Origin of the sequence: Vibrio sp. D404a (genome assembly GCF_030248535.1) — a bacterium.
Taxonomy (GTDB): Bacteria; Pseudomonadota; Gammaproteobacteria; order Enterobacterales; family Vibrionaceae; genus Vibrio.
The window spans coordinates 18,084-44,164 of sequence record NZ_JAHGAJ010000033.1 but is presented as its reverse complement, the minus strand read 5'-3'; the positions used below and the strand labels follow the sequence as shown (position 1 = coordinate 44,164).

General features: G+C 46.6%; 25 protein-coding genes and 1 riboswitch. Of the genes, 15 read left to right on the top strand and 10 right to left on the bottom strand.

Features of this window, described 5'->3' with window-relative positions:
- Positions 1–40: 40 nt before the first annotated feature.
- The 6 genes from KI655_RS19015 (at position 41) to mgtE (ending at position 4,959) form a co-directional block, all read left to right on the top strand.
- Complete coding sequence (locus KI655_RS19015; protein WP_285407918.1) at positions 41–1,507, top strand: RNA polymerase factor sigma-54; 1,467 nt, start codon at positions 41–43, stop codon at positions 1,505–1,507.
- Positions 1,508–1,552: 45 nt separating this feature from the next.
- Positions 1,553–1,840, top strand: coding sequence for a ribosome hibernation promoting factor (gene hpf / locus KI655_RS19010; RefSeq protein WP_032553272.1), 288 nt, complete (start codon positions 1,553–1,555; stop codon positions 1,838–1,840).
- A gap of 1 nt (position 1,841) precedes the next feature.
- Positions 1,842–2,303: a PTS IIA-like nitrogen regulatory protein PtsN gene (gene ptsN, locus KI655_RS19005; RefSeq protein WP_032553273.1), complete on the top strand. Its 462-nt coding sequence runs from the start codon at positions 1,842–1,844 to the stop codon at positions 2,301–2,303.
- Between the two features lies 1 nt (position 2,304).
- Positions 2,305–3,174: an RNase adapter RapZ gene (rapZ, locus tag KI655_RS19000; RefSeq protein WP_285407916.1), complete on the top strand. Its 870-nt coding sequence runs from the start codon at positions 2,305–2,307 to the stop codon at positions 3,172–3,174.
- Positions 3,175–3,177: 3 nt separating this feature from the next.
- The gene (locus tag KI655_RS18995; protein WP_150893324.1) at positions 3,178–3,453 is read left to right on the top strand and encodes an HPr family phosphocarrier protein; all 276 of its coding nucleotides are present in this window, start codon (positions 3,178–3,180) and stop codon (positions 3,451–3,453) included.
- 150 nt (positions 3,454–3,603) lie between these two features.
- Positions 3,604–4,959: a magnesium transporter gene (gene mgtE / locus KI655_RS18990; protein WP_032553276.1), complete on the top strand. Its 1,356-nt coding sequence runs from the start codon at positions 3,604–3,606 to the stop codon at positions 4,957–4,959.
- Positions 4,960–5,065: 106 nt separating this feature from the next.
- Here the strand turns inward: mgtE and pmbA are convergent, their stop codons facing one another.
- Positions 5,066–6,409, bottom strand: a complete 1,344-nt coding sequence (gene pmbA, locus KI655_RS18985) for a metalloprotease PmbA (protein WP_285407915.1) — start codon at positions 6,407–6,409, stop codon at positions 5,066–5,068.
- Positions 6,410–6,527: 118 nt separating this feature from the next.
- On the opposite strand from pmbA, the gene yjgA reads away from it, so the two are divergent.
- The gene (gene yjgA / locus KI655_RS18980; RefSeq protein WP_032553278.1) at positions 6,528–7,055 is read left to right on the top strand and encodes a ribosome biogenesis factor YjgA; all 528 of its coding nucleotides are present in this window, start codon (positions 6,528–6,530) and stop codon (positions 7,053–7,055) included.
- Between the two features lie 104 nt (positions 7,056–7,159).
- Here the strand turns inward: yjgA and thiQ are convergent, their stop codons facing one another.
- The 5 genes from thiQ to mpl all read right to left on the bottom strand — a co-directional run bounded on the left by thiQ (position 7,160) and on the right by mpl (position 12,762).
- Complete coding sequence (gene thiQ, locus KI655_RS18975; protein WP_285407913.1) at positions 7,160–7,864, bottom strand: thiamine ABC transporter ATP-binding protein; 705 nt, start codon at positions 7,862–7,864, stop codon at positions 7,160–7,162.
- Positions 7,864–9,462 carry a thiamine/thiamine pyrophosphate ABC transporter permease ThiP gene (gene thiP, locus KI655_RS18970; protein WP_285407912.1) on the bottom strand — a complete coding sequence of 533 codons (1,599 nt, stop codon included), beginning with the start codon at positions 9,460–9,462 and terminating at the stop codon, positions 7,864–7,866. Before thiP ends, thiQ begins: the two co-directional genes overlap by 1 nt.
- A 70-nt stretch (positions 9,463–9,532) precedes the next feature.
- On the bottom strand, positions 9,533–10,525 hold the full coding sequence (gene thiB / locus KI655_RS18965) for a thiamine ABC transporter substrate binding subunit (RefSeq protein ID WP_285407910.1): 993 nt from the start codon (positions 10,523–10,525) through the stop codon (positions 9,533–9,535).
- A gap of 52 nt (positions 10,526–10,577) precedes the next feature.
- A riboswitch (TPP riboswitch) is annotated at positions 10,578–10,697 on the bottom strand.
- A 43-nt stretch (positions 10,698–10,740) separates the two neighbouring features.
- Complete coding sequence (locus tag KI655_RS18960; RefSeq protein WP_032553282.1) at positions 10,741–11,364, bottom strand: flavin prenyltransferase UbiX; 624 nt, start codon at positions 11,362–11,364, stop codon at positions 10,741–10,743.
- 39 nt (positions 11,365–11,403) lie between these two features.
- On the bottom strand, positions 11,404–12,762 hold the full coding sequence (gene mpl / locus KI655_RS18955; protein WP_285407909.1) for a UDP-N-acetylmuramate:L-alanyl-gamma-D-glutamyl-meso-diaminopimelate ligase: 1,359 nt from the start codon (positions 12,760–12,762) through the stop codon (positions 11,404–11,406).
- Positions 12,763–13,032: 270 nt separating this feature from the next.
- Between mpl and fbp the strand changes: the two genes are divergently transcribed.
- Positions 13,033–14,049, top strand: a complete 1,017-nt coding sequence (gene fbp, locus KI655_RS18950; RefSeq protein WP_285407908.1) for a class 1 fructose-bisphosphatase — start codon at positions 13,033–13,035, stop codon at positions 14,047–14,049.
- Between the two features lie 68 nt (positions 14,050–14,117).
- Here the strand turns inward: fbp and KI655_RS18945 are convergent, their stop codons facing one another.
- Genes KI655_RS18945 through KI655_RS18935 form a run of 3 tightly spaced genes read right to left on the bottom strand, consistent with a single transcriptional unit; the run spans position 14,118 to position 19,952 of the window.
- Positions 14,118–14,489, bottom strand: a complete 372-nt coding sequence (locus tag KI655_RS18945; RefSeq protein WP_285407907.1) for a gamma-glutamylcyclotransferase family protein — start codon at positions 14,487–14,489, stop codon at positions 14,118–14,120.
- A 4-nt stretch (positions 14,490–14,493) separates the two neighbouring features.
- Entirely contained in the window at positions 14,494–18,243 is a 3,750-nt protein-coding gene (locus tag KI655_RS18940; RefSeq protein WP_285407906.1) for a translocation/assembly module TamB domain-containing protein, read from the bottom strand.
- The gene (locus KI655_RS18935; RefSeq protein ID WP_285407905.1) at positions 18,240–19,952 is read right to left on the bottom strand and encodes an autotransporter assembly complex family protein; all 1,713 of its coding nucleotides are present in this window, start codon (positions 19,950–19,952) and stop codon (positions 18,240–18,242) included. Before KI655_RS18935 ends, KI655_RS18940 begins: the two co-directional genes overlap by 4 nt.
- A gap of 168 nt (positions 19,953–20,120) precedes the next feature.
- Between KI655_RS18935 and msrA the strand changes: the two genes are divergently transcribed.
- Positions 20,121–20,750, top strand: coding sequence for a peptide-methionine (S)-S-oxide reductase MsrA (gene msrA, locus KI655_RS18930; RefSeq protein ID WP_285407904.1), 630 nt, complete (start codon positions 20,121–20,123; stop codon positions 20,748–20,750).
- Positions 20,751–20,830: 80 nt separating this feature from the next.
- Here msrA and KI655_RS18925 read toward each other — a convergent pair whose 3' ends face one another.
- On the bottom strand, positions 20,831–21,031 hold the full coding sequence (locus tag KI655_RS18925) for a DUF1107 family protein (protein ID WP_032553292.1): 201 nt from the start codon (positions 21,029–21,031) through the stop codon (positions 20,831–20,833).
- A 253-nt stretch (positions 21,032–21,284) separates the two neighbouring features.
- Between KI655_RS18925 and KI655_RS18920 the strand changes: the two genes are divergently transcribed.
- The 6 genes from KI655_RS18920 (at position 21,285) to KI655_RS18895 (ending at position 25,674) form a co-directional block, all read left to right on the top strand.
- The gene (locus KI655_RS18920; protein ID WP_285407903.1) at positions 21,285–21,836 is read left to right on the top strand and encodes a YtfJ family protein; all 552 of its coding nucleotides are present in this window, start codon (positions 21,285–21,287) and stop codon (positions 21,834–21,836) included.
- Between the two features lie 90 nt (positions 21,837–21,926).
- The gene (locus tag KI655_RS18915) at positions 21,927–22,217 is read left to right on the top strand and encodes a DUF2607 family protein (RefSeq protein WP_373417303.1); all 291 of its coding nucleotides are present in this window, start codon (positions 21,927–21,929) and stop codon (positions 22,215–22,217) included.
- A 45-nt stretch (positions 22,218–22,262) separates the two neighbouring features.
- Positions 22,263–23,018, top strand: a complete 756-nt coding sequence (locus KI655_RS18910) for a DUF2796 domain-containing protein (RefSeq protein ID WP_285407901.1) — start codon at positions 22,263–22,265, stop codon at positions 23,016–23,018.
- Positions 23,019–23,174: 156 nt separating this feature from the next.
- Positions 23,175–23,891, top strand: a complete 717-nt coding sequence (locus KI655_RS18905; protein WP_285407900.1) for an ABC transporter ATP-binding protein — start codon at positions 23,175–23,177, stop codon at positions 23,889–23,891.
- Positions 23,888–25,147, top strand: coding sequence for an ABC transporter permease (locus KI655_RS18900; RefSeq protein WP_285407899.1), 1,260 nt, complete (start codon positions 23,888–23,890; stop codon positions 25,145–25,147). Before KI655_RS18905 ends, KI655_RS18900 begins: the two co-directional genes overlap by 4 nt.
- A gap of 14 nt (positions 25,148–25,161) precedes the next feature.
- Positions 25,162–25,674, top strand: a complete 513-nt coding sequence (locus KI655_RS18895; RefSeq protein WP_285407897.1) for a DUF3299 domain-containing protein — start codon at positions 25,162–25,164, stop codon at positions 25,672–25,674.
- Positions 25,675–26,081: the final 407 nt, after the last annotated feature.

Below are 26,081 nucleotides of genomic sequence, written 5' to 3'. Positions count from 1 at the left end.
TCGAGAATTCTAAGAATAATAACTAGGTAAGTACTACTGAATGAAACCCTCATTACAACTTAAGCTAGGCCAGCAATTAGCAATGACCCCGCAGCTACAGCAAGCGATCCGTTTGTTGCAGTTGTCTACGTTGGATTTGCAACAAGAGATTCAAGAGGCTTTAGAATCAAACCCACTTCTGGACGTAGAAGAGGGCAACGATGACACCCCTGCAAACTCTGAAGAAAAACCTAGCCGTGACGAGAAAGAAACAGCAGAAGCAACCGCTGAACCAGACTTACCTGACAGCTCAGATCTGATTGAAAAATCTGAGATTGGCAACGACTTAGAAATCGATACCACTTGGGAAGACGTCTACAGTGCCAACACGGGTAACACAGGCATTGCGCTTGATGACGACATGCCGGTCTACCAAGGTGAAACCACTCAAAGCCTACAAGATTACCTACTGTGGCAATTAGACCTAACGCCATTCTCAGAGACTGACCGTACTATTGCATTAGCTCTGATTGATGCTATTGATGACTACGGCTACCTGACCGTTTCAAGTGAAGACATCCTTGAGAGCTTCGACAACGAAGAGATTGAACTCGACGAAATTGAAGCCGTTCGTAAACGCATTCAACAGTTCGATCCGCTTGGTGTGGGTTCTCTTAACCTGCAAGATTGCTTGCTGCTGCAGCTGGCGACTTTCCCTGAAGATACCCCATGGCTGAAAGAGGCTAAGTTAGTACTTACTAGCCATATTGACCAACTTGGTAACCGTGATTACAAGCTGATCATCAAAGAAACTAAACTGAAAGAGGCAGAGCTACGTGAAGTTCTGCAGCTTATTCAGCAGTTAGACCCACGCCCAGGCAGCAAAATCACACCGGATGAAACCGAGTATGTGGTGCCTGATGTGTCGGTGTTTAAAGACCTAGGTAAGTGGTTAGTGACTATTAACCCAGATAGCGTACCAAAGCTGAAAGTGAACCAGCAGTACGCAGACCTAGGCAGTAAAGGCAACAGTGCTGACAACCAATACATTCGCTCAAACTTGCAAGAGGCAAAATGGCTAATTAAGAGCCTAGAGAGCCGAAATGAGACGCTACTCAAAGTTGCGCGATGCATTGTTGAACATCAGCACGATTTCTTCGAACATGGTGAAGAAGCCATGAAACCTATGGTGTTAAATGACGTTGCACTTGCAGTCGACATGCATGAATCGACAATCTCTCGTGTTACGACACAGAAGTTCATGCACACACCACGAGGTATCTTCGAACTGAAATACTTCTTCTCTAGCCATGTCAGTACTGACAATGGTGGTGAGTGTTCATCAACAGCAATTCGCGCTCTCATTAAGAAACTGGTGGCGGCTGAAAACACAGCTAAACCGCTCAGCGACAGCAAGATTGCTGCTTTACTGGCTGACCAAGGAATTCAGGTAGCTAGAAGAACCATAGCAAAATACCGTGAATCTTTAGGCATTGCTCCTTCGAGTCAGCGTAAACGCCTGCTATAGGCTAATTTAGCTATATATCAGACAACTAACTGAAAAGGAAAGTCTATGCAAATCAATATTCAAGGCCATCACGTTGATCTTACCGATTCAATGCAAGACTATGTTCACACCAAATTTGAAAAGCTTGAACGCTTTTTTGAGCACATTAATAACGTTCAAGTTGTATTAAAAGTTGAGAAAATTAACCAGATTGCAGAAGCAACGCTGCATGTTAATCAAGGCGACATTCATGCAACAGCGACCGATGAAAATATGTATGCTGCAATTGATTCATTAGTTGATAAACTCGTCCGCCAACTCAACAAGCACAAAGAAAAGCTAAGTAGTCACTAACATGCAATTAAGCGAAGTACTTTCATTGGACTGCACCAAAAGTGCAGTCCAATGCACAAGCAAAAAAAGAGCCCTAGAAATCATCAGCCAGATCGCCGCAGAAAGCTGTGGTCAAGACTCAACAGAACTGTTCGAGTGTATGCTGAGCCGTGAGAAAATGGGCAGTACTGGTATTGGAAATGGTATCGCTATTCCCCATGCCCGTATGAATGTCAGCGACAAAGCGATCGCTGTTCTATTGCAGTGCCAAGACCCTATCGAGTTTGATGCAATCGATAACCGTCCTGTCGACCTATTGTTTGCGCTTTTGGTTCCCAGCGAACAGTGTAAAGAGCACCTAAAAACCCTTTCTTGTATGGCAGAGCGACTCAACGACAAGCAGACCCTTAAACAGCTGCGTAATGCGCAAAGCGACCAAGAGCTTTACGACATTATGATTCAAGTGCCGACTTGCGAGCAATAACATGCGCCTTATCGTAGTCAGTGGTCAATCAGGAGCTGGGAAAAGTGTCGCACTGCGAGTACTTGAAGATCTCGGCTATTACTGCGTTGATAACTTACCTGTTAACCTGCTCGGCAACTTTGTCGAGTCAGTCAAGCAGAGCAACCAAAACGTTGCCGTAAGCATCGATATTCGCAACCTGCCTAAAGAGCCTCATCTTGTTACCGAGACCTTGGTTCAATTGGAAGATGCCGCCGATATCGATGTCAGCGTCCTGTTTTTGGACGCCAGCAAACAAACACTGCTCAAACGCTATAGCGAGACTCGTCGTATTCACCCTCTTTCACTGGGTAATGACAAGCTTTCACTCGAACAAGCCATCGACCTAGAGAAACAGCTACTGTCACCGCTGTCTGACCAAGCCGATATTTTGATCGACAGCAGCGACTGTAACCTCTACGAACTCAGTGAGCAGGTTCGCCTCAAAATTGAAGGGAAAGAGAAGCAAGAACTGATCATTGTCTTCCAATCGTTTGGCTTTAAATACGGCCTACCTAGCGATGCAGATTACGTGTTTGACGTGCGCTTCTTGCCTAACCCACACTGGGAGCCCGATCTGCGACCATTAACGGGCCTCGATGCACCAATCCACTCCTACCTAGAGAAACATCAGGAAGTGATCGAGTTGAAGCAGCAGATCCAAGGTTTTGTCGAGCAGTGGCTACCTATGCTAGAGAAGAACAACCGCAGTTACCTTACCGTGGCGATTGGTTGTACTGGTGGTAAACATCGCTCTGTATATCTGACTCAAAAAATCGGCGAGTACTTTGACCAACTCGGTCACCAAGTACAAATTCGACACGCTTCATTAGAAAAAAACCAACAGGCCTAAATCATGGAATTGACCCGCACTGTACTCATTCAAAACCGTTTGGGGCTTCATGCTCGCGCAGCAGTAAAACTGGTGGAGCTTGCCCAAAGCTTCAATGCAACCCTGACGATTCATAGTGAAGATGAGAAAAGCGCAACAGCAGACAGTGTCATGGGGTTACTCATGCTTGAATCGGCCCAAGGTCAACACATTCGCATTCAGGCAGAAGGCGATGATGCCCAGCAGGCACTTGATGCCGTGTGTCACCTAATCGAAGACAAATTTGACGAGGGCGAGTAACTGGAACGGGGTAATGCCCCAACTGTTATCTCGCTATACAACGCCTACCAAGCCTAAATCTTAGTTCTCTATAAGTTAATGATTTAAATACGTCATAGAATTAAGTTACTATTCCTAGCATCCATAGAATAATGAGAAGAGGAGGAAAACATGGCAGAGCAATTAGAATTTGACCAAGCTCACCAAACCCTCCAAGAAGTCAGCGAAGCCCTTGAAAACGGCCGATTTGTTCACGTACGTCGACAACTTCAGGACATGGAACCTGAAGATATTGCACACCTTTTAGAAGCCTCCCCTCGCAAGAGTCGTGACGTACTTTGGCAACTTACCGATCCTGAAGACTACGGTGAAATTCTTGATGAGCTGAACGAAGACGTTAAGGATGCATTGGTGTCAAAAATGGCACCAGAGACCCTCGCAGAAGCAACCGAAGGCATGGAGACCGATGATGTCGCCTACGTACTTCGAAGCCTGCCAGATGACGTTTCTCGTGAAGTTCTATCACAGATGGACTCAGCAGACCGAGCCTTGGTTGAGAATGCCCTTTCTTACCCAGAGGACTCTGCAGGTGCATTGATGAACACAGACGTGATCACCATTCGTGGTGATGTCGACGTCGACGTAGTTCTACGTTATTTACGCATTCGAGGCGAACTGCCAGATGCGACCGATGCTCTATATGTTATTGATGAAGATGAGCGCTTAATCGGCAATCTCTCTCTAACAACGCTGATTACCACGCAACCTGAAACCCTTGTCTCTGAAGTGATGGATGACGCTGATGAAGCGATCGCTGTTGAGACCAGCGCCTCTGACATTGCAAGCCTGTTTGAACGTCGTAACTGGGTATCGGCTCCGGTTGTTGATGAAAACCAACACCTTGTTGGCCGTATCACCATCGATGACGTGGTTGACGTGATTCGTGAAGATGCCGAGCACTCAATGATGAGTATGGCGGGTATGGACGATGACGAAGATACCTTCGCACCGGTTGTAAAGTCTGCACGTCGTCGTAGTGTCTGGCTTGGTGCAAACGTGTTAGCCGCACTGGCAGCAGCATCAGTATCAAATATGTTTGAGGCAACCCTCGACCAAATGGCAGCCATTGCGGTACTGATGACCATTGTGCCTTCAATGGGTGGTGTGGCAGGTAACCAAACCGTTGCTCTGGTTATCCGCGGCCTAGCGCTTGGTCACATCGGTGACAGTAACAAGCGAGAGCTATTGCTAAAAGAAGCTGCGATCGGCTTCCTTAACGGTATTCTATGGGCATGTATCATCGGCGGTATTGTGGTGGCTTGGAAAGGCAACTGGATACTCGGCGGCATTATCTCCGCGGCGATGATGACCAACTTAATTGTTGCGGGTATTGCTGGGGTGACCATCCCTGTGATGCTGAAGAAGATGAATATCGACCCAGCTCTGGCTGGTGGTATGGCTCTGACTACCGTGACCGACGTGATTGGCCTATCGGTGTTCTTGGGCTTAGCGACAATACTCATCTAGTTTGGATGAATGCCAGATTTAAGCGATAAGTTTGAGTCTAGAAACCAAATAACAAAAGGGAGCCAGTGGCTCCCTTTTTTAATTGCTCAGATTTGCGTGATGCGAATTACTCACCCGCGACTTTCATCGATTCTAATAGGATCGAACCCGTTTGAATCTGTGAGCGCGTTTCAACATCGCTACCCACTGCCACGATCTGATTGAACATATCTTTAAGGTTACCAGCAATCGTCACCTCAGACACAGGGTATTGAATCTCACCATTTTCAACCCAGAAACCAGCAGCGCCACGAGAGTAATCACCCGTTACTGTGTTCACGCCTTGTCCCATCACTTCGGTCACAAGGAAACCCGTTCCTAGCTCTTTTAGCATTTGTTCAAAGTTCTGACCCGTTGATTGAACAAACCAGTTATGGATACCACCAGCGTGACCCGTTGGTGTCATGTCCATCTTACGAGCTGCGTAGCTGGTTAATAGGTAAGTCGCCAGAACACCGTCAGTGATGATTTCACGATCTTGAGTGTAGACCCCTTCGCTATCGAATGGGCTTGACGCTAGGCCGCGCAGAATATGTGGGCGCTCTGAGATATTGAACCATTCTGGAAGAATCTTCTCACCTAGGTGATCCAATAAGAACGAAGCTTTGCGGTAAAGGTTGCCGCCGCTGATCGCCATCACTAAGTGGCCAACTAGACCCGTTGCGACATCTGCCGCAAACATGATTGGGTATTGCCCTGTTGGGAGCTTCTTCGCATCTAAACGGCTAATGGTTTTCTCTGCCGCTTCTTGACCCACACGCTCAGGCGTCCACAGCTCGTCACGGTGACGTGCAACGGTATAGCTGTAATCTCGCTCCATTTCACCGTTAGCGCCTTGTCCAATCACACAACAGCTCGTACTGTGGCGGCTTGAAGCATAGCTTGCGAGCAGGCCGTGGCTGTTGCCATACACTTTAACGCCGTAATGGCTGTCGTAGCTGGCGCCATCGCTCTGCTTGATCTTATCGCTGTACGCGAGTGCTTGCTTCTCAGCCGCAATCGCGATCTCAGCTGCGTAGTCAGGGTTTGGCTCATCAGGATGGAATAGATCCAAGTCTGGAATCTCTTTTACCATGAACTCTTTAGGAGCAGGTCCTGCGTGAGGATCTTCAGATGTGTATTGAGCGATATCTAAAGCCGCAGCTACGGTTTGGGCAATCGCCTGTTCACTCAAATCAGATGTAGATGCACTGCCTTTTTGTTGGCCGCGATAAACAGTAATACCAAGGGCACCATCACTATTAAATTCAACGTTTTCAACCTCACACATGCGTGTAGAGACACTCAAACCCGTTGATTTAGTAATAGCCACCTCTGCAGCATCCGCACTGACTGAAGCCATATCTAACGCTTTTGCTACTGCTGCTTCTAACTCAACACGTTGCTGAGCGACTTGCTGTTTTACATCCATATCTATTCTATTTTTGAAGGTCAATATTACGTAGGATAACAAGAATTTCGCTTTCTCCCCAAGATTCTTGCTAAAATAGCGGATATATTCGATTGAGATAGTGATATAGGCAGAAAAGATGGCTCGCAAAAACCAAAAAGCCCCATGGGAACCAGAAGAAGAAATCATCTGGGTAAGTAAGACGGAAATGAAAGAGGACATGGAAGCGCTACAAAAGTTGGGCGAAGAGCTCGTAGAACTTAAGCCTTCTGTACTAGAGAAATTTCCTCTGTCTGAAGATTTGGCGGAAGCGATTAAAGATGCACAACGCTTTAAAAATGAAGCGAAACGTCGTCAACTGCAATACATCGGTAAAGTGATGCGTAACGAAGATCCAGAGCCAATTCAAGCGGCTCTAGATAAGGTTCGCAACAAACACTCTCAAGCAACAGCCGAGCTGCACAAGCTTGAGCAATTGCGCGACCGTATTGTTGAAGACGGTGATGCGGCTATCTCTGAAGTTGTTGAAGCGCACCCTGAAGCAGACCGTCAGCGTCTACGTCAATTGGCGCGTCAAGCAAACAAAGAGAAAAAAGCAGGTAAGCCAGCGAAAGCGTACCGCGAGATCTTCCAAGTTCTTAAGGAACTTAAGCAAGACGAGCTATAAGACTCATCACGCGATCAAAAAGGCCTAGCTTCTGCTAGGCCTTTTTCATATCTGCGTATTTATTACCGAACCGCATTTTAGGACCCGTATTTTAGAACTAGGGGTTACTCACCGGCTCGGACAAAGGCGGCTAATTCAGGCTGTGAATGCTGCGCAGTCAGCGCATATATCGCATCCGCTACCAACACCTGTCCTTTAGCCACAAAGGCAAATTTATTAGCAATACTGCGAGCATCTCCCAAATGGTGAGTCACCATGATCACTGTAATATTGCGCTCAGCCGCGAGCTGCTTCACCAAGGCTAACATCTCTTCTCGCAACAAAGGATCCAGCGCAGAGAAGGGCTCGTCTAACAACCAAATGGGATGTGGCTGTACAAAACATCGAGCCAATGCGACACGCTGACGCTGTCCGCCAGAAAGATGCTCCGGCAATCGATCAAGATACTGATCGACACCGACCTGCTCTGCCGCTTGTTGTACTTGTTGTTGCTGCTCTTTGGTTAATTTAAGGCCGGGGTGTAGTCCTAAGCCGATATTCTCTCTAACCGTAAGGTGAGCAAACAAATTGTGCTCTTGAAACAGCATCGCCAAAGGGCGTTGGTAAGCTTCTAAGCCAATCAGAGAGTCGCCTGATACCGAGATAGCGCCTGCTGACGGTTCAATAAACCCTGCAATCAATGCCAATAGCGTTGATTTACCCGCACCGCTAGGTCCCATTAAAGCGATAACATCGCCTTGTTCAGCCGTAAAATCGAAGTGAAACAGCTCCTGATGATAGTGGTAATCAACATCTTGCATCACTAACATTAGGCACCTCTCTGGTTAGATGTTCGTGTAAATAAGAATTCAATTAGACTGAAACTGCCGACGCTCAGGATTAACAAGCTAACAGAAACCACCGCTGCTGCCTCCATCTGATAACTGCCCAACAGTTGGAAAAGATACAGTGGTAAGGTTCTAAAATCGGCACTGCCAAATAGCGCAATTGCACTTAGATCGCCCATCGATAACATAAAGCTGATCGAAAAAGCCTGTGCGATCGGTTTACGCAGCGCTCGCCACTCGACCAGCTTAAAGCGGTGCCAACCTTTCATACCTAAGCTTGCACACAGATACTGATATTGCTGGGCAACATGTAGCATCGGCTGAGCTAAATTTTTGATCACATACGGGAGCGCCATTAAGCTATTAACGGCAATCACAACAAAAAAAGCTAAGCTAAACACATCAGTGATTGAACGCAGCAACAAGAAGATTCCAGTGCTCACCACTAAGCCGGGAGTTACCAAAATAATGGTGCCAATAAGCTCAATCTTATCGGCGCGAAATGTCTTGTTTTGCAAGCGCCATGCTCGACTGGTCATCAAAATAGCCACTCCAACTAAAAGTGCAATCACACTCGCACTAAGAGCTACTTTCAATGAGTTAAACAACGCTAACCAAAACGGTTCACTGGTTAACACCGCCATCGCTTCACTGTTTAAGCCACCCACAATTACCATCAACAGTGGCGGTAAAACCAGTAATGAGGCTACGATGATCCAAAAGCTGTCCCAAGCTTTTGACCTATAGGTGTCCTTAACCAAAAACTTAGCTTCAGACAGTTGACCAACGCTTACAGAAACAGGCTTAGAAAGGCGTTGAATACTCACCGCTAATACACCACACAGTAGCATCTGCCAGATCGCTAACAGAGCACCAGCTTGAAGATCAAAATCAAATTTAATCGCTTGATAGATAGCAAGCTCGATAGTTGTCGACTTAGGACCGCCGCCCAATGCCATCACAGTCGCAAAACTGGTAAAGCAGAGCATAAAGACTAAACCACAAACATGCGGTAGCTGTTGCTTAAGACGTGGCCATTCAACCCACTTAAATTTATCCCAGTGACTCATTCCAAGGTGTGCACATAACTTGTGTTGCTCCACCGGAACCGTGTCCAAGGCTTGTAACAACAATCGACTTGCATAGGGCAAATTGAAAAAGACATGCGCAAGCAAAATGCCATTCAATCCATAAATGGAGAATGGCAGCTCTACGTCAACAGCTTGAAGCAGTTTTGCCAGCCAACCACTGTTGCCATAGATAGCCAAGATACCAAAAACACCGACTAACACGGGCAGAACCAAGGTGGAAGCAAACAGTCTTAGCAGCAGAGAACGCCCTGGGAACTGGCGGCGAGATAAGGCATGAGCCACAGGAACTGCAAATACGACGCTCAATAACATGGATAGCGTCGCTTGGTAGAAACTGAACTTGGTAACGTGCCAATAGTACGGTTCAGACCATACTTGGCTGATATCAAGAGAAGGGGCATTGCTAAGCAATGCCCCTACTGATGAAACCACAAATGCAGTAATGGTCAATGCGACCCAGATACCCACCTTAGGTGTATTCTTTAACATAAAGAGTGATTGTCTCGATGTTTAGCCCCTAATTGAGATAGAGGCTTAATGCCCTACGTTGGGCACTCAATTAAAAAGTCAGGGCGTTTTGCCACTCACGAATCCATGGCTTACGCTTCTCAGCCACTTCTTCAGAAGTAAAGCTCAGAGATTTCTTAGGCATCGTCAGTTGCTCAAACCCTTTTGGTAGTTCGACATCCGTCACTGGGTACATCCAGTTGCCCGTTGGCATCGCCGATTGGAATTCGTCACTTAGAATGAATGCCATAAACTCATCCGCTAGCTTCCCATTATCGCTGCCTTTCACTTTTGCTGCCACTTCCACTTGCGTGTAGTGACCTTCAGAAAAGTCAGCAGACGCGTACTTAGTGTCGCTTTCAGCGATGATGTGGTAAGCCGGTGAGGTCGTGTATGAAAGCACCATATCTGACTCGCCCTCAAGGAACATTGAGTAAGCCTCAGACCAGCCTTTGGTGACAGTAACGGTTTTATTGGAAAGCTGTTTCCACGCTTGAGTTGCATCGTCGCCATAAACCGACTTCATCCACAACATCAGACCTTGGCCTGGTGTTGAAGTACGAGGATCTTGGTAAATCACCTTAAGATCATCACGCTGCTCAACCAACTCTTTCAAGCTCTTAGGTGGGTTTGATAGCTTTTCTGTGTTGTAGATAAATGAGAAGTAACCGAAGTCATAAGGAACAAAGGTGCTGTCGTCCCAGCCATTAGGTAGCACGACAGAAGAAGTATCGACGTTGTGTTCAGATAGTAGGCCTGTTTTCTTAGCTTCCGCCATTAGGTTTTGGTCAAGACCCAGCACAACATCGGCTTTGCTATTGCCACCCTCTAGACGCAAGCGATTAAGAATTGAAACACCGTCTTCCAGCGCAACAAAGTTCACGTCACAACCACATTTCTCTTCAAATGCTTTCTCGACAGCAGGACGCGGGCCCCAGTCTGCAGCGAAAGAGTCATAGGTATAAACAGTTAGAGTATTATCGGACGCTAGTGCGGAAAAAGAAGCTGCTGTAGTAACAGCAAGAGTGGTTAATGCAAATTTCACTGGACGCTCTCCATGGTCTGAGCGGCACAGGCTTGAGGGAGGACAATGGAAAAGTACTGCCTAACTCAATTCCTACGCCAGCATTATCTGGTTCAGGTTTACGGGTCCCAAGTTGACACTTGATCTCAGCCGCCATTCATAATTTGAATGTTTAGCTCCCCGATGAGTGAGCAGAATTGTAATTGTATTTTAACCAATAAGCTACAAAGTTCGCCTTAATGGCGCTGATCGTAGCCCCATCTTGGTACTAAACCCTGCTCAATACCTAGGTGGTCAAGAATACGAGCCACCATGAAATCGACAAGGTCATCGATCGATTTTGGCTGATGATAAAAACCAGGAGCTGCGGGCATGATGGTCACTCCCATAGTCGAGAGTTTGTGCATATTTTCCAAGTGTAGCGTCGAGAATGGCGTCTCTCGAACCACTAACAGCAGTTGGCCGCGCTCTTTCATGACAACATCCGCAGCGCGTTCAATCAAGTTATCTGACATACCGTGGGCAATTGATGCAACACTCCCTGCCGAGCATGGACAAACCACCATCTGCTTCGGTGCAGCAGAGCCTGACGCAACAGGAGAGAACCAATCGTCTTTACCACACACAACCAAACGCTCAGGGTCGCAATTTAGGTGTTTAACCAATGCCGCTTTGGCCGCATCGGGACCTGAAGGCAGTTTGAGATCATGTTCGGTTGCAAGCACCACTCTGGCGGCTGACGATATCAACAGGTACACCTGATAGTCAGCGGCGAGTAGGCACTCTAGTAAGCGCAAACCATATGGGGCACCAGAAGCGCCAGTGAATGCGAGGGTAATCGCTTTACTCTGTTTGGTCATGATCTCTTGTACTTCTTAAATCGATTAGAACGCGTGTATTTAACCTTTGGCCGCCAATCCATCAAGTAATTTCTGATGAATACCACCAAAACCACCATTGCTCATCACCAAAACTTGGTCACCAGATTGCGCTTGCTCAACAATACTTGCGACTAAAGCATCTAGGTTGTCACTGACAACAGCGGGCTGATGACAAGCGTCTGCGACATCTTTAACCGACCAATCAATGTTGTCTGGTTGGAATAAGAAAGTGCTGTCTGCTTGCTTCAATGAATCAGCAAGGGTTTCTTTGTGCACGCCTCGTTTCATCGTAGCAGAGCGAGGCTCTAACACTGCGATAATTTTGTTATTGCCGACCTTATTACGTAAGCCACCCAAAGTTAGTTCAATTGCAGTTGGGTGATGTGCAAAATCGTCGTAGACCGTCACGCCCGCGACTTCCCCTTTTAGCTCGAGGCGTCGCTTAGTATTAATAAATTTTGCTAAAGACTCACACGCCAGATCCGGAGTCACGCCGACATGTCTTGCTGCTGCGATCGCCATCAAGGCATTATTGACGTTGTGATCCCCCACCAGCGGCCAATCAACCTGACCGACACACTCTTCTTGGAAGTACACTTTGAACTGAGAGCCATCTTTGACTAGCTTTTCAGCGCGCCAATCCGCCTCTTCACCAGCAAATTCCGTTTCACTCCAACAGCCGCGAGACAGTACATCTTCAAGAGCACTATCCTGTTTTGGTGCGAAAATTCGTCCATTGCCCGGCACGGTTCGAATCAGATGGTGGAACTGGCGCTTAATCGCCTCAAGATCGTCGAAAATATCCGCATGATCAAACTCAAGATTGTTCATCACCAAAGTGCGTGGGTGATAATGAACAAACTTAGAACGCTTATCAAAAAAAGCACTGTCGTACTCGTCGGCCTCCACGACAAAGAACATGCTTTCACCCAGTCGCGCTGAGATGCCAAAGTTACCCAGCACTCCGCCGACTAAGAAGCCCGGCGCATAGCCACAATCTTCTAGAACCCACGCCAACATACTGGCCGTGGTGGTTTTACCATGAGTGCCCGACACCGCGAGAACCCAGCGGTCATGAAGCAGGAACTCTTGTAGCCACTGAGGACCAGAGGTGTATTTAAGATTGTTATCTAGAACATATTCAACGCACGGATTGCCACGACTCATCGCATTGCCAATCACCACCAAGTCAGGTCTCGGCTCTAATTGGCTCGGATTAAAACCTTCAATAATTTCGATTCCTTGAGACTCTAATAGCGTGCTCATTGGCGGGTAAACATTGGCATCACAACCTGTCACTTTATGACCTAATTGACGGGCTAACACCGCTGCACCACCCATAAAGGTGCCACAAATTCCTAAGATATGAATATGCATATATCGCTTCCAAAAAACGGGGCAAAAAGACTGATTTCTTAATCAAGATTATGTGCATTTCTTATCACGAATCGCCCAACAAAAGCGAGTCGCAATGCAAAACAAATTCAGTCGACATTCTAAGTGAGATCTGTGTCGCTTACTTCATTACCATTAAAAAGATCTAAAGCTTAGAATTTAAGTAAGCGACTAGATGAATAATGCCCACTTAAGAGGCAACCCAATAGCGCTTGAATCCCCCAATTATTCAGAGAAGTTTAAGGAAATAACATGTCTGAGATGCGCACCCTTGGTGAGTTCATTGTTGAGAAACAAAGTGACTTTCCCCATGCAAGTGGTGATCTATCATCCCTTTTATCGTCGATCCGTCTTGCTGCGAAAATCGTTAACCGAGAAATCAATAAAGCGGGTCTTGTCGACATTACAGGTGCTGTAGGCACCGATAACGTACAAGGTGAAGCTCAGCAAAAGCTTGACCTTTACGCAAATGACAAATTCAAAGCAGCTCTGGAAGCTCGTGACCAAGTATGTGGTGTGGCGAGTGAAGAAGAGGACGAAGCGGTAGCATTCAACAAAGAGTTGAACAAAAACGCGAAATACGTAGTGCTAATGGACCCTCTAGATGGTTCATCAAACATTGATGTGAACGTATCTGTCGGTACGATCTTCTCAATCTACCGCCGTGTATCACCTATAGGTACACCACCAACTCAAGAAGACTTCCTACAGCCTGGTAACAAGCAGGTTGCAGCGGGCTACGTAATCTACGGCTCTTCAACCATGCTGGTTTACACAACCGGTAATGGAGTGAACGGCTTTACTTACGACCCATCACTGGGCACTTTCTGTCTTTCTCACGAAAACATGATGATCCCAGACGAAGGCAAGATCTACTCGATCAACGAAGGCAACTACATTCGTTTCCCAACTGGCGTGAAGAAGTACATCAAGTACTGCCAAGAGAACGAGCCAAGTGATAACCGTCCATATACGTCTCGCTACATCGGCTCTTTGGTTTCGGATTTCCACCGCAACCTGCTAAAAGGTGGCATTTACCTGTACCCAAGCACGCAAAGCCACCCGAACGGTAAGCTGCGTCTTCTGTATGAGTGCAACCCAATTGCCTTCATCATGGAGCAAGCTGGCGGTATCGCTTCAGACGGTGTTCAACGCATTATGGACATCAAGCCAACTGAGCTACACCAGCGCGTGCCTTTCTTTGTTGGTTCAAAGAACATGGTTAACAAGGTTGAGGAGTTTCTTGAACTGAACCGCGACGAAGACTAAGCCCTTCAAACGCTAATATGAAAAAGCCAGTACTAATGTACTGGCTTTTGCTTTGTAGGTCTGGCTCATTATCGACTGCACCAGTCACCAGAAAGAATCTCTCGTTGCTCAGATAAATCAAACTGATATAAATAAACCCACGCTGATCCAAATATAGTCTCAATTTGTTCACGACGGTACTCAATAGGAACATCTTCTAGCCGATCGAGTGAAGCTAATACATCGCCGCTCACCATATAGACCTCCCCAAGCACTTTTTTCTTTCCGAAAACCATGCCCGGGTATGACCCAAGATCGTACAGAGCAAATTGAGGAGGCGTAATCCAATCCCCAATTTTTTCGCTCTGCTTTAAAAAGTGATGATTGTGCTGCCCTGCTCTAAGGGTTCCATAAACAAAGACTCGATGTAATCCTTGCCGTTGTTGGTTGTCTGTACTCACGACGCTACTCAAACTCAAATTGATAAAGTAGGTCTACCGCACTGTCGACACCCGAAACCGCTTCAACATATAAGTCTTGCATCAAGCGGTAACGAACGGTGAACTCACCAAGAGAGTCAAAAATACCCACGCCATACTTCACTTGTAAACCAGGCAAGATATAGCCACTAACGGTAACCTGAGAGTCTTCACCTGAGCCAGCGGTATCGAGTTGTAAATCTTGAACACCAAAGGCTTCACCTATTTCTCCAACCACTTTACCGCTTTTAGCCAAGCTAAGACCGATTAAGGTTGTCGTCATCGAGCCACTGCCCGACTCGCCATCAATATCTTGTCCACGAAGCAGGTAAGATAAGGCATTGGCTTGCGGCATCGATGGCTCAGAGTAGATATCAATAGTCGGTTCCGTCGCAGGACCTGTCACTCGCACCCCTGCCGTCACATCGTCTTGCGTGTTATCTGGGTTTCGAATCGCATTGATCGCTACATAAGGCTGATCGGGTGGACCATTCATCAAGATCTTACCCTCTTCAATAATCAGGTCTTGACCAAATGATTGATAGGTACCATCGACGATGTTGACCTCTCCGGTAATAAACGGACCTTGATCTCTCTGAGCGACATTCAACTTACCAACCAGATCACCTTCTAGACCAAATGCAGACAGTTTGAAGTCATCACCAATCGAGATATTGATATTGGTTTCGACATTGAATGGGACTTTGGTCTCGCCTTCTGGCTGTAAGTCTTTATTGAGAATCACTTGATCAGAAGAGACACCGACCGCACTCGGGGGCAGCTCTTCCACAACAATACGTCCCCACGGCAGCGCAATATCACCCGTGATGCGAGCCAATTTAGGTGAGACATCAATCGTCATATCAGGCACAACTTTCACTTTGACCATAGGTGGGACATCCACCATCAAATCGTCTGCAAATACACGTACCTGAGTGCTCCACGCCTCAAGATCTTGCCACTGGCCTGTACCTTCAACATCTAGCTGACCATCCGGTGTCACGATGTCCGCATCTAACTTAGCGCTGTATCCATCAAAGTCGAATCCAATACGTCCGTCTTTGATATCAACTGGCGTAATATCGCCTTTGACCTGCATATCATCAACCGCAAATGAGCCGAAGACTTGTGGGTGCATCAATGAACCCTGCACTTTCAAGTCACTCGACAGGTTAGCTTGCAGCAAGCTGTATTCGCCAATCAAAGGAGCCAGAAAATCAAGATGGAAGGTGCTTAGTTGCAGCACCGCTTCAACTTGCTTATCTTCAACCACCACATCAGGAAGAACCAAGGAGCCCGTCAAGTCTCCATTGTCGGTAACATCAAGCAGCCAGTCAGCCTGCAGTCGATTATCTTTCAGCGCGGCATTGAGTTCGATACTTTCCCAACCTAATGTGATCGTCTCTCCCGCATTCTGCACTACTTGCCCTTTCGGCAGAGTAACCTTTGCATTCACCTCTGGAGCTTGCTTCTCGTCCCATTTCGCCTCAGCTTCAAGGTTAATCAAACCCGTCAGCTGTGTGCCCTTAGGGATGAACTGCTTGACCTGTTCAAAGTCAAAGCGATTGATCGCAAGCTTAGCCGCGCCCGATTTACCTGCTCTAATGTCTTCGGTTAAGCAAACACTAGAGTCGGCTTGCAGCCAACAGTGCGCTGCGACATCCGCAAACTGCTTATCAATATCCGCGGTAATATCGACCGGCTTCTCAAGCCTCCAAGGCCCCTGCTCGGTAGTGATGGTGACGCGCTCTAATGCGCCTTTCCAAACCATAGATGGCTTTTGAATCAACTCACCAGAGATCGCAAGACTGGTTGATACAATGTCGGATACCACATCGAGTGTCAGTTTATGCTCTTTCTCACCGCCATCGACTCGAAGCTCAACACTCTCTACCTTCTGCTCTTGATAACTGAGACCATTCGCCTTTAGTACCAAATCGGCTTGCGGAGCCGGTAAAGGTGTCACTGAACCATTGAGCGCTAAGCTGTCGAGTGCAGCTTCTTGTTTCCAGTTAATGCGATTAACATTCAGGCCTAAGTCGACACTTGGCTCTTTCATTGGCCCAGACAGAGAGATATCACCCACCAAGGTGCCTCGTAAATCTGGCACACTCTTCACTAGCTCAGGGAAATCGATGGCAACATCCATATCCCATTGCTTATCAAGCTTGCCTACCACATTGATGGCGTTGACGCCGTGCGACAAACGCAGTCCAGAAGTTTCTACGCTCGGTTCACCAGAAGCGGTTTTATCCGACGCTGACAACTGGCCTTGAATATTCAATGGATACTCACGCAAAATGCCATCGATATCTAAGGTCGGTAATTCCACCTGCCAGCCACCCGCTTCGGTTAGGCTACCCGAGGTTTTGAGACTACCGCTGATATCACCTTCGGCTTCCGGCCACTGCAACCCCGGCTGTATATGCTGCAGGCCAATATCCGCCTGCCAATTCACAAGGTCTTTCCAGTTGGCTTTAACAGCACCAGTAACGTGTCCGCCTAAGGTCGCGATATCAAGGCGCTCAAGATCAATATGTTCCGTGCTACCTGCCCCTTCAACATCAAGGTGAACATCCGGAATATCGGTACCCGCGGCTTCAGCGTCTAGGTTTAGTTTGAAGCCTTCCAGTGAACCGTTGGTTTTTAACTGTTTTATCGCAACCTGATAGTCACTCTTGCCTGTGAGTGGCCACTGCGCCTTTCCATCAACCAATTCAAGGTCAAACGGCAGTGTAGGTTCGAGAGGTTGAAGGTTTCCGGATAACTTGGCCTCTATCAACTCTGACAGCGTCGCATTCAGCGTCAGATCGTCAACGCTACCCTTGGCTGAAAGCTGCAGTTTTTGACCCGCAACGTCTGTCTCTTTAACTAGAGCATTCACATCAAGCTCAAGAGGATAACCGCCCTTCAACTGTACCTTCGCGCTGAGATCAGCCTCGGCTTGCGGCATATTCAACTCTAGAGCTTGAACATCGACATCATACTCACCGACTTTAGCTTCCAAGCCGAGATGGTGAACCACAATAGGTGTTTCTTGCTCAAGCGTAAAACGATTTAGATCAAAGCGTTCGAGTACCACTGTGAGTGGGATCAACACCTCAGGGAGAACAATAGCTTGAGCTTCAGTAGCTGGCTCGGGCGCAGTATCCACCTCTGTCGATGGATCCGCTTCAGCTAACTTAACCGTTAAATCATCAAAGACGGTTGGGGAGATGGTTAACACATCGCCCTTCATGTTCATCGCTGTCGAAAAGTGCTGCCAATCAATCTCATTGCCTAGGATATTTAGAGAGATATCCTCAAAGTTCACACGATTAAGAGTGATAGGTAACGGCGTCGAAATAGAGGTTAACGGTTCTGTTGGCTCTTCCTCCGCTGGCGGCGGCAATTCAGTAAAGGCGAAATCCAGCCCTTGCAGCGTTATCTCATCAATACACACCTGCGGATCCAATAGACATCTTGGGTTGATCGCTAACTCAATCTTCTCAAGTTGAGTATCAATATGTAGGCTTTCATCGACAAATTGGACGTTGTGTAGGCTAAAACGAGGGAAAAGCGCGCCTTTAGTGCTCTCAACTTTTAGTTGCGGTAAAGCCTTTTCAGCACCCCAAAGTACGGCATTCAGGCCCGGGTTGGTAAACAGTGCAAGACCAACTAAGGTCAGAATAAGCAACAAAATAGAGACGATAGAGATCGAGGTCCATTTGAAAATTTTGCCGATCACTTTAATCATAGCTCAGGTCCTAAAGTGAAGTGGATTTGGAATTCATCACCTGGGTCTGCATCGAGTCCCCATGCAAAGTCTAGACTAACTGGGCCAACCGGAGAGGCCCAGCGAATGCCGACACCCGTCCCCGCTTTTAAATCCGGCGTGTCATTAAACGCATCACCTATGTCATAGAACATGGCGCCCCACCAGTTACCGTAGAGACGATATTGATACTCGAAACTTGCCGTCGTCATGTATTTCGCGCCGGTTAGAGCACCACTCTCATCACGTGGAGAGATAGATTCATAACCGTAACCACGGATACTGTTGTCACCACCAGCAAAGAATCGCAATGAAGGAGAGAGCTTTTCGAATTCATCCGCAAAGTTGGCACCATATTCCAAACGCGTTAAGCCACGGTGGTTTTCTCCTAGGCTACGAATCCACGCCGTACTTCCCTGAAAACGAACCACCTTAGTTTCAGAAAGCAGCGAGTCATCGCCCGCTTCTAACATAATGGTTTGCTTATCACCCCACATTGGCATCGCACCGCCGCGCGTTCGCGTGCGAGAAAACGAGATACCCGGCAGAACAAACTGCGCCACATCATCTTGCAGACCTTGCTCGTAGTTCTCTAATAGATAACGAACAAAGACTGTACGCTGCCAACCATTGTCGAGACGCCAGTAACGCTCGAGTTTCAGGTTCGATTCCAAGCTCTTGGTATCTCGATTATCAACATTCTTCATACCGTAAGTGACTTGATAGTAGTCATTAAGCACATCATCGAGCGGGATCTTGTAGCTGGCGGTGATGGTCTGCTCGGGTTTAGATATAGACAGGCTGCTATTAAAGCTGTGTCCACTGCTGTTCACCCAAGGTTTTTTCCATTTCAGACTGCCCTTTACGCCTAAGTCGGTAGAAACACCAATACCCGTTTCGAGCTGATTTCGTGCTTGAGGAGCCAAGCTCACCTTCATTGGGATCTCACGACCATTACCAAGTTCGCCAAGATCAGGTTCGACAAACACAGAAGAGAACCAGTCGGTGTTGGAAAGGTTTTGGTTATATTCCCCTACCTTAGCAATTTCATAAGGCTGCCCTTGTTCGAAAGGTTTCAAAGACTGAACCTTGTCATCCTCAATCTGACTGCCCATCACTGTTGTGCTGCCAAAGTGATAGCGAATACCACTGTCATAGTGCAATCGCACATAAGCACGGTTGAGCTCAGGCGCCACTTCTAAGCGGCTTAGGTCATAATTACCATCGAAATAGCCTTTGGCTAAACCCAGGTTGCGCATCGAAGACTTTAGGGAGTCATAATTACTATGGTTAAGCACCTTGCCTTTTTGAAGGTTACTCTTTGCTACTAAGGCTAGAAAATCAGGATCATTTTCCGCTTCTCCGGAAATCACGATATCTGAGGCATAGATAACAACAGGCTCACCTGCCTCAACTGTCACCAGTAATTCACTGTCATCTTCAGAGGGGGTAAAGGTGATTTTAGGATGGTAATAGCCCAGCGCACTCACCGCTTCTCTGATCATGGATTCTAAACGGGATTGAAAACGTAGAGATATGGAATATTCTTCTTCCGGAATGGCACTCAGATAAGCATCCACGTTGTCTTCAAGCGCCCCATCTAGCCCCTCAATTTCAAGAGAGACATCAGCAAAGGCAAGGCTTGATGACAGCAAGGTGCCAATCAGAACTGGTAAAGTTTTTCTTATCATGTTTAATTGGTGAGACGTTATCAATACGTTAAGAATCAAAAGGAAATCATACCGCTAATTCAATAGCACGTCTGTAATAATTCAAGCAATAAAACGGTCTAATTTAAAGAGTTAGTCGTATATTTAAGACGGTTAAAGCGTATAGATACTTCTAAAAGGAACACAGACATGCTTAACAAACAACAAATGGTTTCTGAAGCAACGGCTTTGCCCGGGAATCCATACCCAATCACAGTATCAGAACCACATTTCGTCAACCAGAGTGATCTGCTTGCACCACCCACTGCAGGGCAGCAAGAGATATTACTGGGGCTTGGATGCTTTTGGGGTGCTGAACGCTTGTTCTGGCAACTTGACGGCGTCGTTTCCACCTCTGTCGGGTATGCTGGCGGCTTCACTCACAATCCAACATACCAGCAGGTTTGTACCGGTGAAACAGGCCATACAGAAGTAGTACGAGTGGTGTTCGATCCAAGTATCTTGCCTCTTGAAACACTGCTTAAAACTTTCTGGGAAAGTCATGACCCAACCCAAGGTATGCGCCAAGGGAATGATCGCGGCACTCAATACCGCTCTGCGATCTACACCTTTAGCAATGAACAGCAATCCATTGCTGAATCCTCGAAGCAGAGCTATCAACAAGCGATACAAAGGGCGCGGGGTTCAGAGATCACTACTGAAGTACAGCCAGCCGGTGAGTACTTCTATGCCGAAGATTATCACCAACAATATCTAGCTAAAAATCCGAACGGTTATTGCGGGTTAGGCGGAACGGGTGTTTGCTTCCCATCTCAGTAAATAAATCATTAAGCGATAGAAACAAAAAAGGGCTTTGATTTATCAAGCCCTTTCATTTCAATGGTTGAAATCAATGCGCATTACATCGACATACAAGCGATGGTGCCATTCACTTCTTTAAATACATTAAGCTTTTTTTGGTCGGTCACTTCAGGAAGAAGAACCTTGCCTTGGTCGAATCTAAATTCACCGATACCTTCGATGCTAAATTGACCCTTGAATAGGACTTTAACGAAACGCGCCACTTGACGAGGGCGGTAAGTAGAAAATTCTCGTAACATAAACAACCTCAATTCCTTTTGAGTACAACAGTTTGTGATCAGCTCTTCACTTTTGAGCAAAGCACAAATAACAGCCAAATCCGTTGGCTTACAGCAAGAAAACCTGTCGATTCCCTTGATATAGCTGCATTATACCCTTTAGTAACAACTCCGCAACACCTTTTGACAGCCATACGATAAAAAAGTAAGCGAGGCATTTTGTTTATTTCATATTATACTTCGAGGGCAAACCAACAAGCGGAACAAAAATATAATGAAAAACAAAACTCTACTGGCTTTATTAGCCGCAGCCTCTCCACTACTTGCCAACGCTCACAATCTATCTGTTGGCGAAACTCTACCTGCAGTGAGTGTTACAGCTCATGGTGAAATCACCCTAAACGACGGCTCAACAGGCTACCAACCTTGGGCGACCAAAGACATGTTAGGTAAAGTACGTGTCGTTCAAGCTATTGCGGGTCGTAGCAGCTCTAAAGAGCTCAACGCGCCTCTAATGGCCGCGATCACTGCCTCTGAGTTCCCAGAAGATGCTTACCAAACCACGACCATCATCAACCAAGACGATGCGATTTGGGGAACCGGTTCTTTTGTAAAGTCATCAGCTGAGAGCAGCAAGGAAGAGTTTCCTTGGTCTTCAATGGTACTGGATGAAGAAGGCACGGCAGCTTCAGCATGGGCGCTAAAAGAAGAGAGCTCAGCCATTATCGTTCAAGACAAACAAGGTAAAGTCCTATTTGTAAAAGAAGGGGCGTTAAGCGAAACCGAAGTTGCTGAAGTTATTCAACTTATTAAAGTGAATCTTTAATAATTATTACTCTCTTTTACGAGATTTCTTGAAAGGACGTTGTTATATTATAACAGTGTCCTTTTTCTTTTGTGGTCCATCATCATCATGATTTGGCGAGCCCATTCACATATAACCAGACGTTCAGTCCTCTGCATGCTAGGGCTGATGATCATGCTGTCTTGGTCAGTGGCGCACCACATCGTAGACATCGACCCATCCCATCACGCTCATCATCAGTGTGAACTGTTTTCTGCCAGTCAGTTTGGTTTCGCTCACGATTTACCACAACTTCCTGAATTAAATATCGATTTCATTGCCCTAACCAGTGAACCAGCTCGTAAGCTACAAAGACTATACTTTGCTTATCTTGCTCGTTCACCACCCGTGAAGATGACTTAATCACTAAATTTGCTTTTAATTTATCTTTTATTTTAGGAATACCCAATGAAACCTTCTATTTTAGCCGTTGTTATCGGCATGACTGTATCTGCTACTGCTATCGCTGATGATCATTTCCGCTCTCATGACGCTCACGTTCATGGTGAGGTTGAAGTCAATATTGCCCAAGACGGCCAAGAGCTTTTGGTTGAAGTTACCGCTCCGGGTGCAGACGTTGTTGGTTTTGAACATGCACCGCAAACACCAGAGCAAATTGCGACACTTGAGAAAGCGACTGCACTACTTAATCAGCCAAGCAAGCTATTCGCATTTGAAGGTGCTGACTGTACGCTAGAGTTCAAATCAGTCACTCACACTCTAGGTGAAGACGAGCATGAAGGTCATGATCATGATGACCACGAAGGTCACGACCACGACAAACACGATCATGATGACCATGAAGGTCACGACCATGACAAACATGATCATGATGACCACGAAGGTCACGACCATGACAAACATGCTCATGAAGACCATGAAGGTCACGACCATGACAAACACGATCATGATGACCACGAAGGTCACGACCATGACAAACATGATCATCATGACCACGAAGGACACGACCATGAGCATGGCGGTCACGGTGAGTTTACTATCGAATACCACTACCAGTGTTCGAATGTGGCAGAGCTAAACAGTGTAGAAACACAATGGTTCTCTAACTTTGCAAACACAGAGTCAATGACGGTGAACCTACTAACGGATCGCACTCAAACTCAGAAGAAGCTAACACCAGACAGCACTAGCTTCCGTTTCTAAGTTCGGCATAAGTTAGAAACACAACGTACAACAGCCAAGTGAGCACTCACTTGGCTGTCTTGCTCTCATAATAGTCGAATCTCCTATCAGAATGATTCATAGAGCAATTCCCTCGAATATCGATTTAAGCAAAACGCTTAGCGAGCAGGAGCTTATATGTCCTTTGACCAATCATCGCTTGTCGTTAAACTGGAAAACGTCAGTTTCCGTTGGAAGCCAGACTTACCACCGACACTCGAAATACCTTCTCTTCATATCCATGCCAAAGAGCACCTTTTTATTAAAGGACCCAGTGGCTGTGGCAAATCAACACTATTAGGGTTATTAACGGGTATCAACCAAGCGCAGCAAGGTGAAGTCTCTATCTTAGGTCAAGATCTCAACCAACTGTCACCGCGCCAACGCGATAAGTTTAGAGCCGACCATATAGGCTATATTTTCCAGCAATTTAACCTTCTGCCATACCTATCGGTCACCGACAACGTGACGCTACCTTGCCAGTTTTCTAACATCCGAAAACAGAATGTCACCCAAGGTAGCCACGACTTAAAAGCAACGGCCGAGACACTGCTCCAGAGACTCAAACTCCCACAAACTTTAATGAATAAGCCAGTTACCGAGCTCAGCATAGGACAACAACAGCGCGTAGCAGCAGCAAGAGCTTTAATGGGACAACCACAAATCATCATTGCGGACGAGCCAACATCGGCACTCGACCACGACAACAGAGAAGCTTTCATTGAGTTACTGCTTGAGCAAGCCGACCAAGCTAACTCGACCCTAATCTTTGTCAGTCATGATCCAACACTAGAAAAGCTGTTCACACGCAGCATTGACCTAACGACCGTTAACCAAGCGAAGGCTATCGTATGAAAGTAATCACTCACTTAGCGCTCAAAAGTGTTCTCAATCGCAAGGCCACCGCAATTCTCACCATCCTAACTGTGGCCGTTTCCGTGATCTTGCTCCTTGGTGTAGAACGCGTGCGTACCGAAGCAAAAAGCAGTTTCGCCAATACCATTTCAGGTACCGACCTGATTGTTGGTGGTCGTTCTGGCCAAGTAAACCTGCTGCTCTATTCCGTATTTCGAATCGGCAATGCGACCAACAATATCGACTGGAAGAGTTATGAAGAGTTCAGCCAGCACAAAGCGGTAAAATGGGCGATTCCGATCTCACTCGGTGACTCACACAAAGGCTTCCGTGTGATGGGGACCAACCACAGCTATTTTGAACACTATCGCTATGGAAGTAAGCAACCACTAACTCTACAGCAGGGGCGTGAGTTTGATGAGCTGTTTGATGTGGTGATCGGTGCGGATGTGGCAAAACAACTCGACTATAAGATTGGTGATCAAATCATCCTAGCGCACGGTATTAGCGATGTGGCATTCAGCCGTCACGATAATCTGCCATTCACTATCGTCGGTATCATTGCACCAACTGGAACCCCAGTGGATAAAACCGTACACGTCTCACTGGAAGCAATCGAAGCGATTCATGTCGGTTGGGAGTCAGGCGCTAACCTCGGCCATACCCCAGATGCCGATACCTTAAGAACCTACGATTTTCAGCCTCAGCAGATCACGGCGATGATGCTAGGACTGAACTCAAAAATCCAAACCTTCGCTCTGCAGCGTGAAATCAATACCTACCGCAAAGAACCATTGAGTGCGATCATGCCAGGCATCGCTCTGCATGAATTGTGGGGAATGATGGCAGTGGCAGAGCAGGCTCTGTTGGTTGTTTCTGGCTTTGTCGTAGTCGCCGGACTACTGGGTATGCTCAGCAGCCTACTAACCAGCCTACAAGAACGTCGTCGAGAGATGGCGATATTACGAGCCATGGGAGCAAGACCAAGGCATGTATTCGGTTTACTGATCAGTGAAGCCAGTGCCCTAACCTTCCTCGGCATCACACTCGGTGTCGGTTTGTTGTTTGGCTTAATAGCAGTGGTTGCTCCTATCGTGCAACAAAGTTATGGTATCAACATATCAATATCCGCAATCACACCACATGAGTGGAAGCTCATTCTGATGGTTCAAATTGCCGGTATTATCATTGGCTTTATTCCCGCATTCCGCGCGTATCGTCAATCACTTGCTGATGGCATGACCATTCGAATTTAATATAGGAACACACTATGCAGCACAAACTCCTGCTGATTCTCGGGTTGCTCTTCTTCCCATTGATAACAACAGCGCATGCAGAGTCGACAAATACTGACGACTCGGTACTGACTCTTGAATGGATTGATTTGATTCCAGAATCCGAGCGTGCTCAGCTGGATCCGTTTGGCATGCCGGTTGTAGACCACACGCAAGAGAACCCACAACAGTCTAAGTTGGGTGCAATCCGCCCTGAGTTGAATGGCAGCCAAGTGAAAATCCCTGGCTTTGTTATCCCGCTAGAAGGGGATGAGAATATGATCACTGAGTTTCTATTGGTGCCATATTTTGGAGCATGTATTCACGTACCGCCACCGCCACCAAACCAGATCATCTATGTGAAGTTTCCTAAAGGCGCACCAATTCAACAATTATGGGATGTTATCTACTTAGTGGGGACACTGAAAACAGAGACCATTTCGCACGACTTGGCGCAAACTGGCTATCTTATTGAAGGGGTAGCTATCGAGGAATACGACGATATGTAAGTATATCGACTGTTCGATTATGAAGATGGTAGCTCTTTTGGGCTGCCATTTTTTATGGGCAACGCTTTATAAGCTAATTTTATAAGCAACTTGTATTATAACAGTTTTCTAACAATGAAATATCGCTAACTTAGGCAATATATTTAGATAGATACGCTAGAATAGCGACATAACTGACGAGTAATAGCCCGATTGCCAGCTGTTTTTTCAGCTTATTATCATTCACCTGATTCATAACTCCTCCTTGGATTACACAACAAATTTAACATTTTATTATCATCATAAAAAGTAAATTTTGTTTAATCCTTCAACTTTAATCGTAATATTGAGGCCACACACACCTTGCCGCGCCTAAAACGATTTTGACTAGGCCTATCCATCCGATCGAAATTTAACCGCGAAAGATC

What these genes read in the sequence shown, in the direction of transcription:
- KI655_RS19015 (WP_285407918.1), top strand. Translation starts at nt 41, where the DNA reads ATGAAACCCTCATTACAACTTAAGCTAGGCCAGCAATTAGCAATGACC.
- hpf (WP_032553272.1), top strand. Translation starts at nt 1,553, where the DNA reads ATGCAAATCAATATTCAAGGCCATCACGTTGATCTTACCGATTCAATG.
- ptsN (WP_032553273.1), top strand. Translation starts at nt 1,842, where the DNA reads ATGCAATTAAGCGAAGTACTTTCATTGGACTGCACCAAAAGTGCAGTC.
- rapZ (WP_285407916.1), top strand. Translation starts at nt 2,305, where the DNA reads ATGCGCCTTATCGTAGTCAGTGGTCAATCAGGAGCTGGGAAAAGTGTC.
- KI655_RS18995 (WP_150893324.1), top strand. Translation starts at nt 3,178, where the DNA reads ATGGAATTGACCCGCACTGTACTCATTCAAAACCGTTTGGGGCTTCAT.
- mgtE (WP_032553276.1), top strand. Translation starts at nt 3,604, where the DNA reads ATGGCAGAGCAATTAGAATTTGACCAAGCTCACCAAACCCTCCAAGAA.
- pmbA (WP_285407915.1), bottom strand. Translation starts at nt 6,409, where the DNA reads ATGGATGTAAAACAGCAAGTCGCTCAGCAACGTGTTGAGTTAGAAGCA.
- yjgA (WP_032553278.1), top strand. Translation starts at nt 6,528, where the DNA reads ATGGCTCGCAAAAACCAAAAAGCCCCATGGGAACCAGAAGAAGAAATC.
- thiQ (WP_285407913.1), bottom strand. Translation starts at nt 7,864, where the DNA reads ATGTTAGTGATGCAAGATGTTGATTACCACTATCATCAGGAGCTGTTT.
- thiP (WP_285407912.1), bottom strand. Translation starts at nt 9,462, where the DNA reads ATGTTAAAGAATACACCTAAGGTGGGTATCTGGGTCGCATTGACCATT.
- KI655_RS18960 (WP_032553282.1), bottom strand. Translation starts at nt 11,364, where the DNA reads ATGACCAAACAGAGTAAAGCGATTACCCTCGCATTCACTGGCGCTTCT.
- mpl (WP_285407909.1), bottom strand. Translation starts at nt 12,762, where the DNA reads ATGCATATTCATATCTTAGGAATTTGTGGCACCTTTATGGGTGGTGCA.
- fbp (WP_285407908.1), top strand. Translation starts at nt 13,033, where the DNA reads ATGTCTGAGATGCGCACCCTTGGTGAGTTCATTGTTGAGAAACAAAGT.
- KI655_RS18940 (WP_285407906.1), bottom strand. Translation starts at nt 18,243, where the DNA reads ATGATTAAAGTGATCGGCAAAATTTTCAAATGGACCTCGATCTCTATC.
- KI655_RS18935 (WP_285407905.1), bottom strand. Translation starts at nt 19,952, where the DNA reads ATGATAAGAAAAACTTTACCAGTTCTGATTGGCACCTTGCTGTCATCA.
- msrA (WP_285407904.1), top strand. Translation starts at nt 20,121, where the DNA reads ATGCTTAACAAACAACAAATGGTTTCTGAAGCAACGGCTTTGCCCGGG.
- KI655_RS18925 (WP_032553292.1), bottom strand. Translation starts at nt 21,031, where the DNA reads ATGTTACGAGAATTTTCTACTTACCGCCCTCGTCAAGTGGCGCGTTTC.
- KI655_RS18920 (WP_285407903.1), top strand. Translation starts at nt 21,285, where the DNA reads ATGAAAAACAAAACTCTACTGGCTTTATTAGCCGCAGCCTCTCCACTA.
- KI655_RS18910 (WP_285407901.1), top strand. Translation starts at nt 22,263, where the DNA reads ATGAAACCTTCTATTTTAGCCGTTGTTATCGGCATGACTGTATCTGCT.
- KI655_RS18905 (WP_285407900.1), top strand. Translation starts at nt 23,175, where the DNA reads ATGTCCTTTGACCAATCATCGCTTGTCGTTAAACTGGAAAACGTCAGT.
- KI655_RS18900 (WP_285407899.1), top strand. Translation starts at nt 23,888, where the DNA reads ATGAAAGTAATCACTCACTTAGCGCTCAAAAGTGTTCTCAATCGCAAG.
- KI655_RS18895 (WP_285407897.1), top strand. Translation starts at nt 25,162, where the DNA reads ATGCAGCACAAACTCCTGCTGATTCTCGGGTTGCTCTTCTTCCCATTG.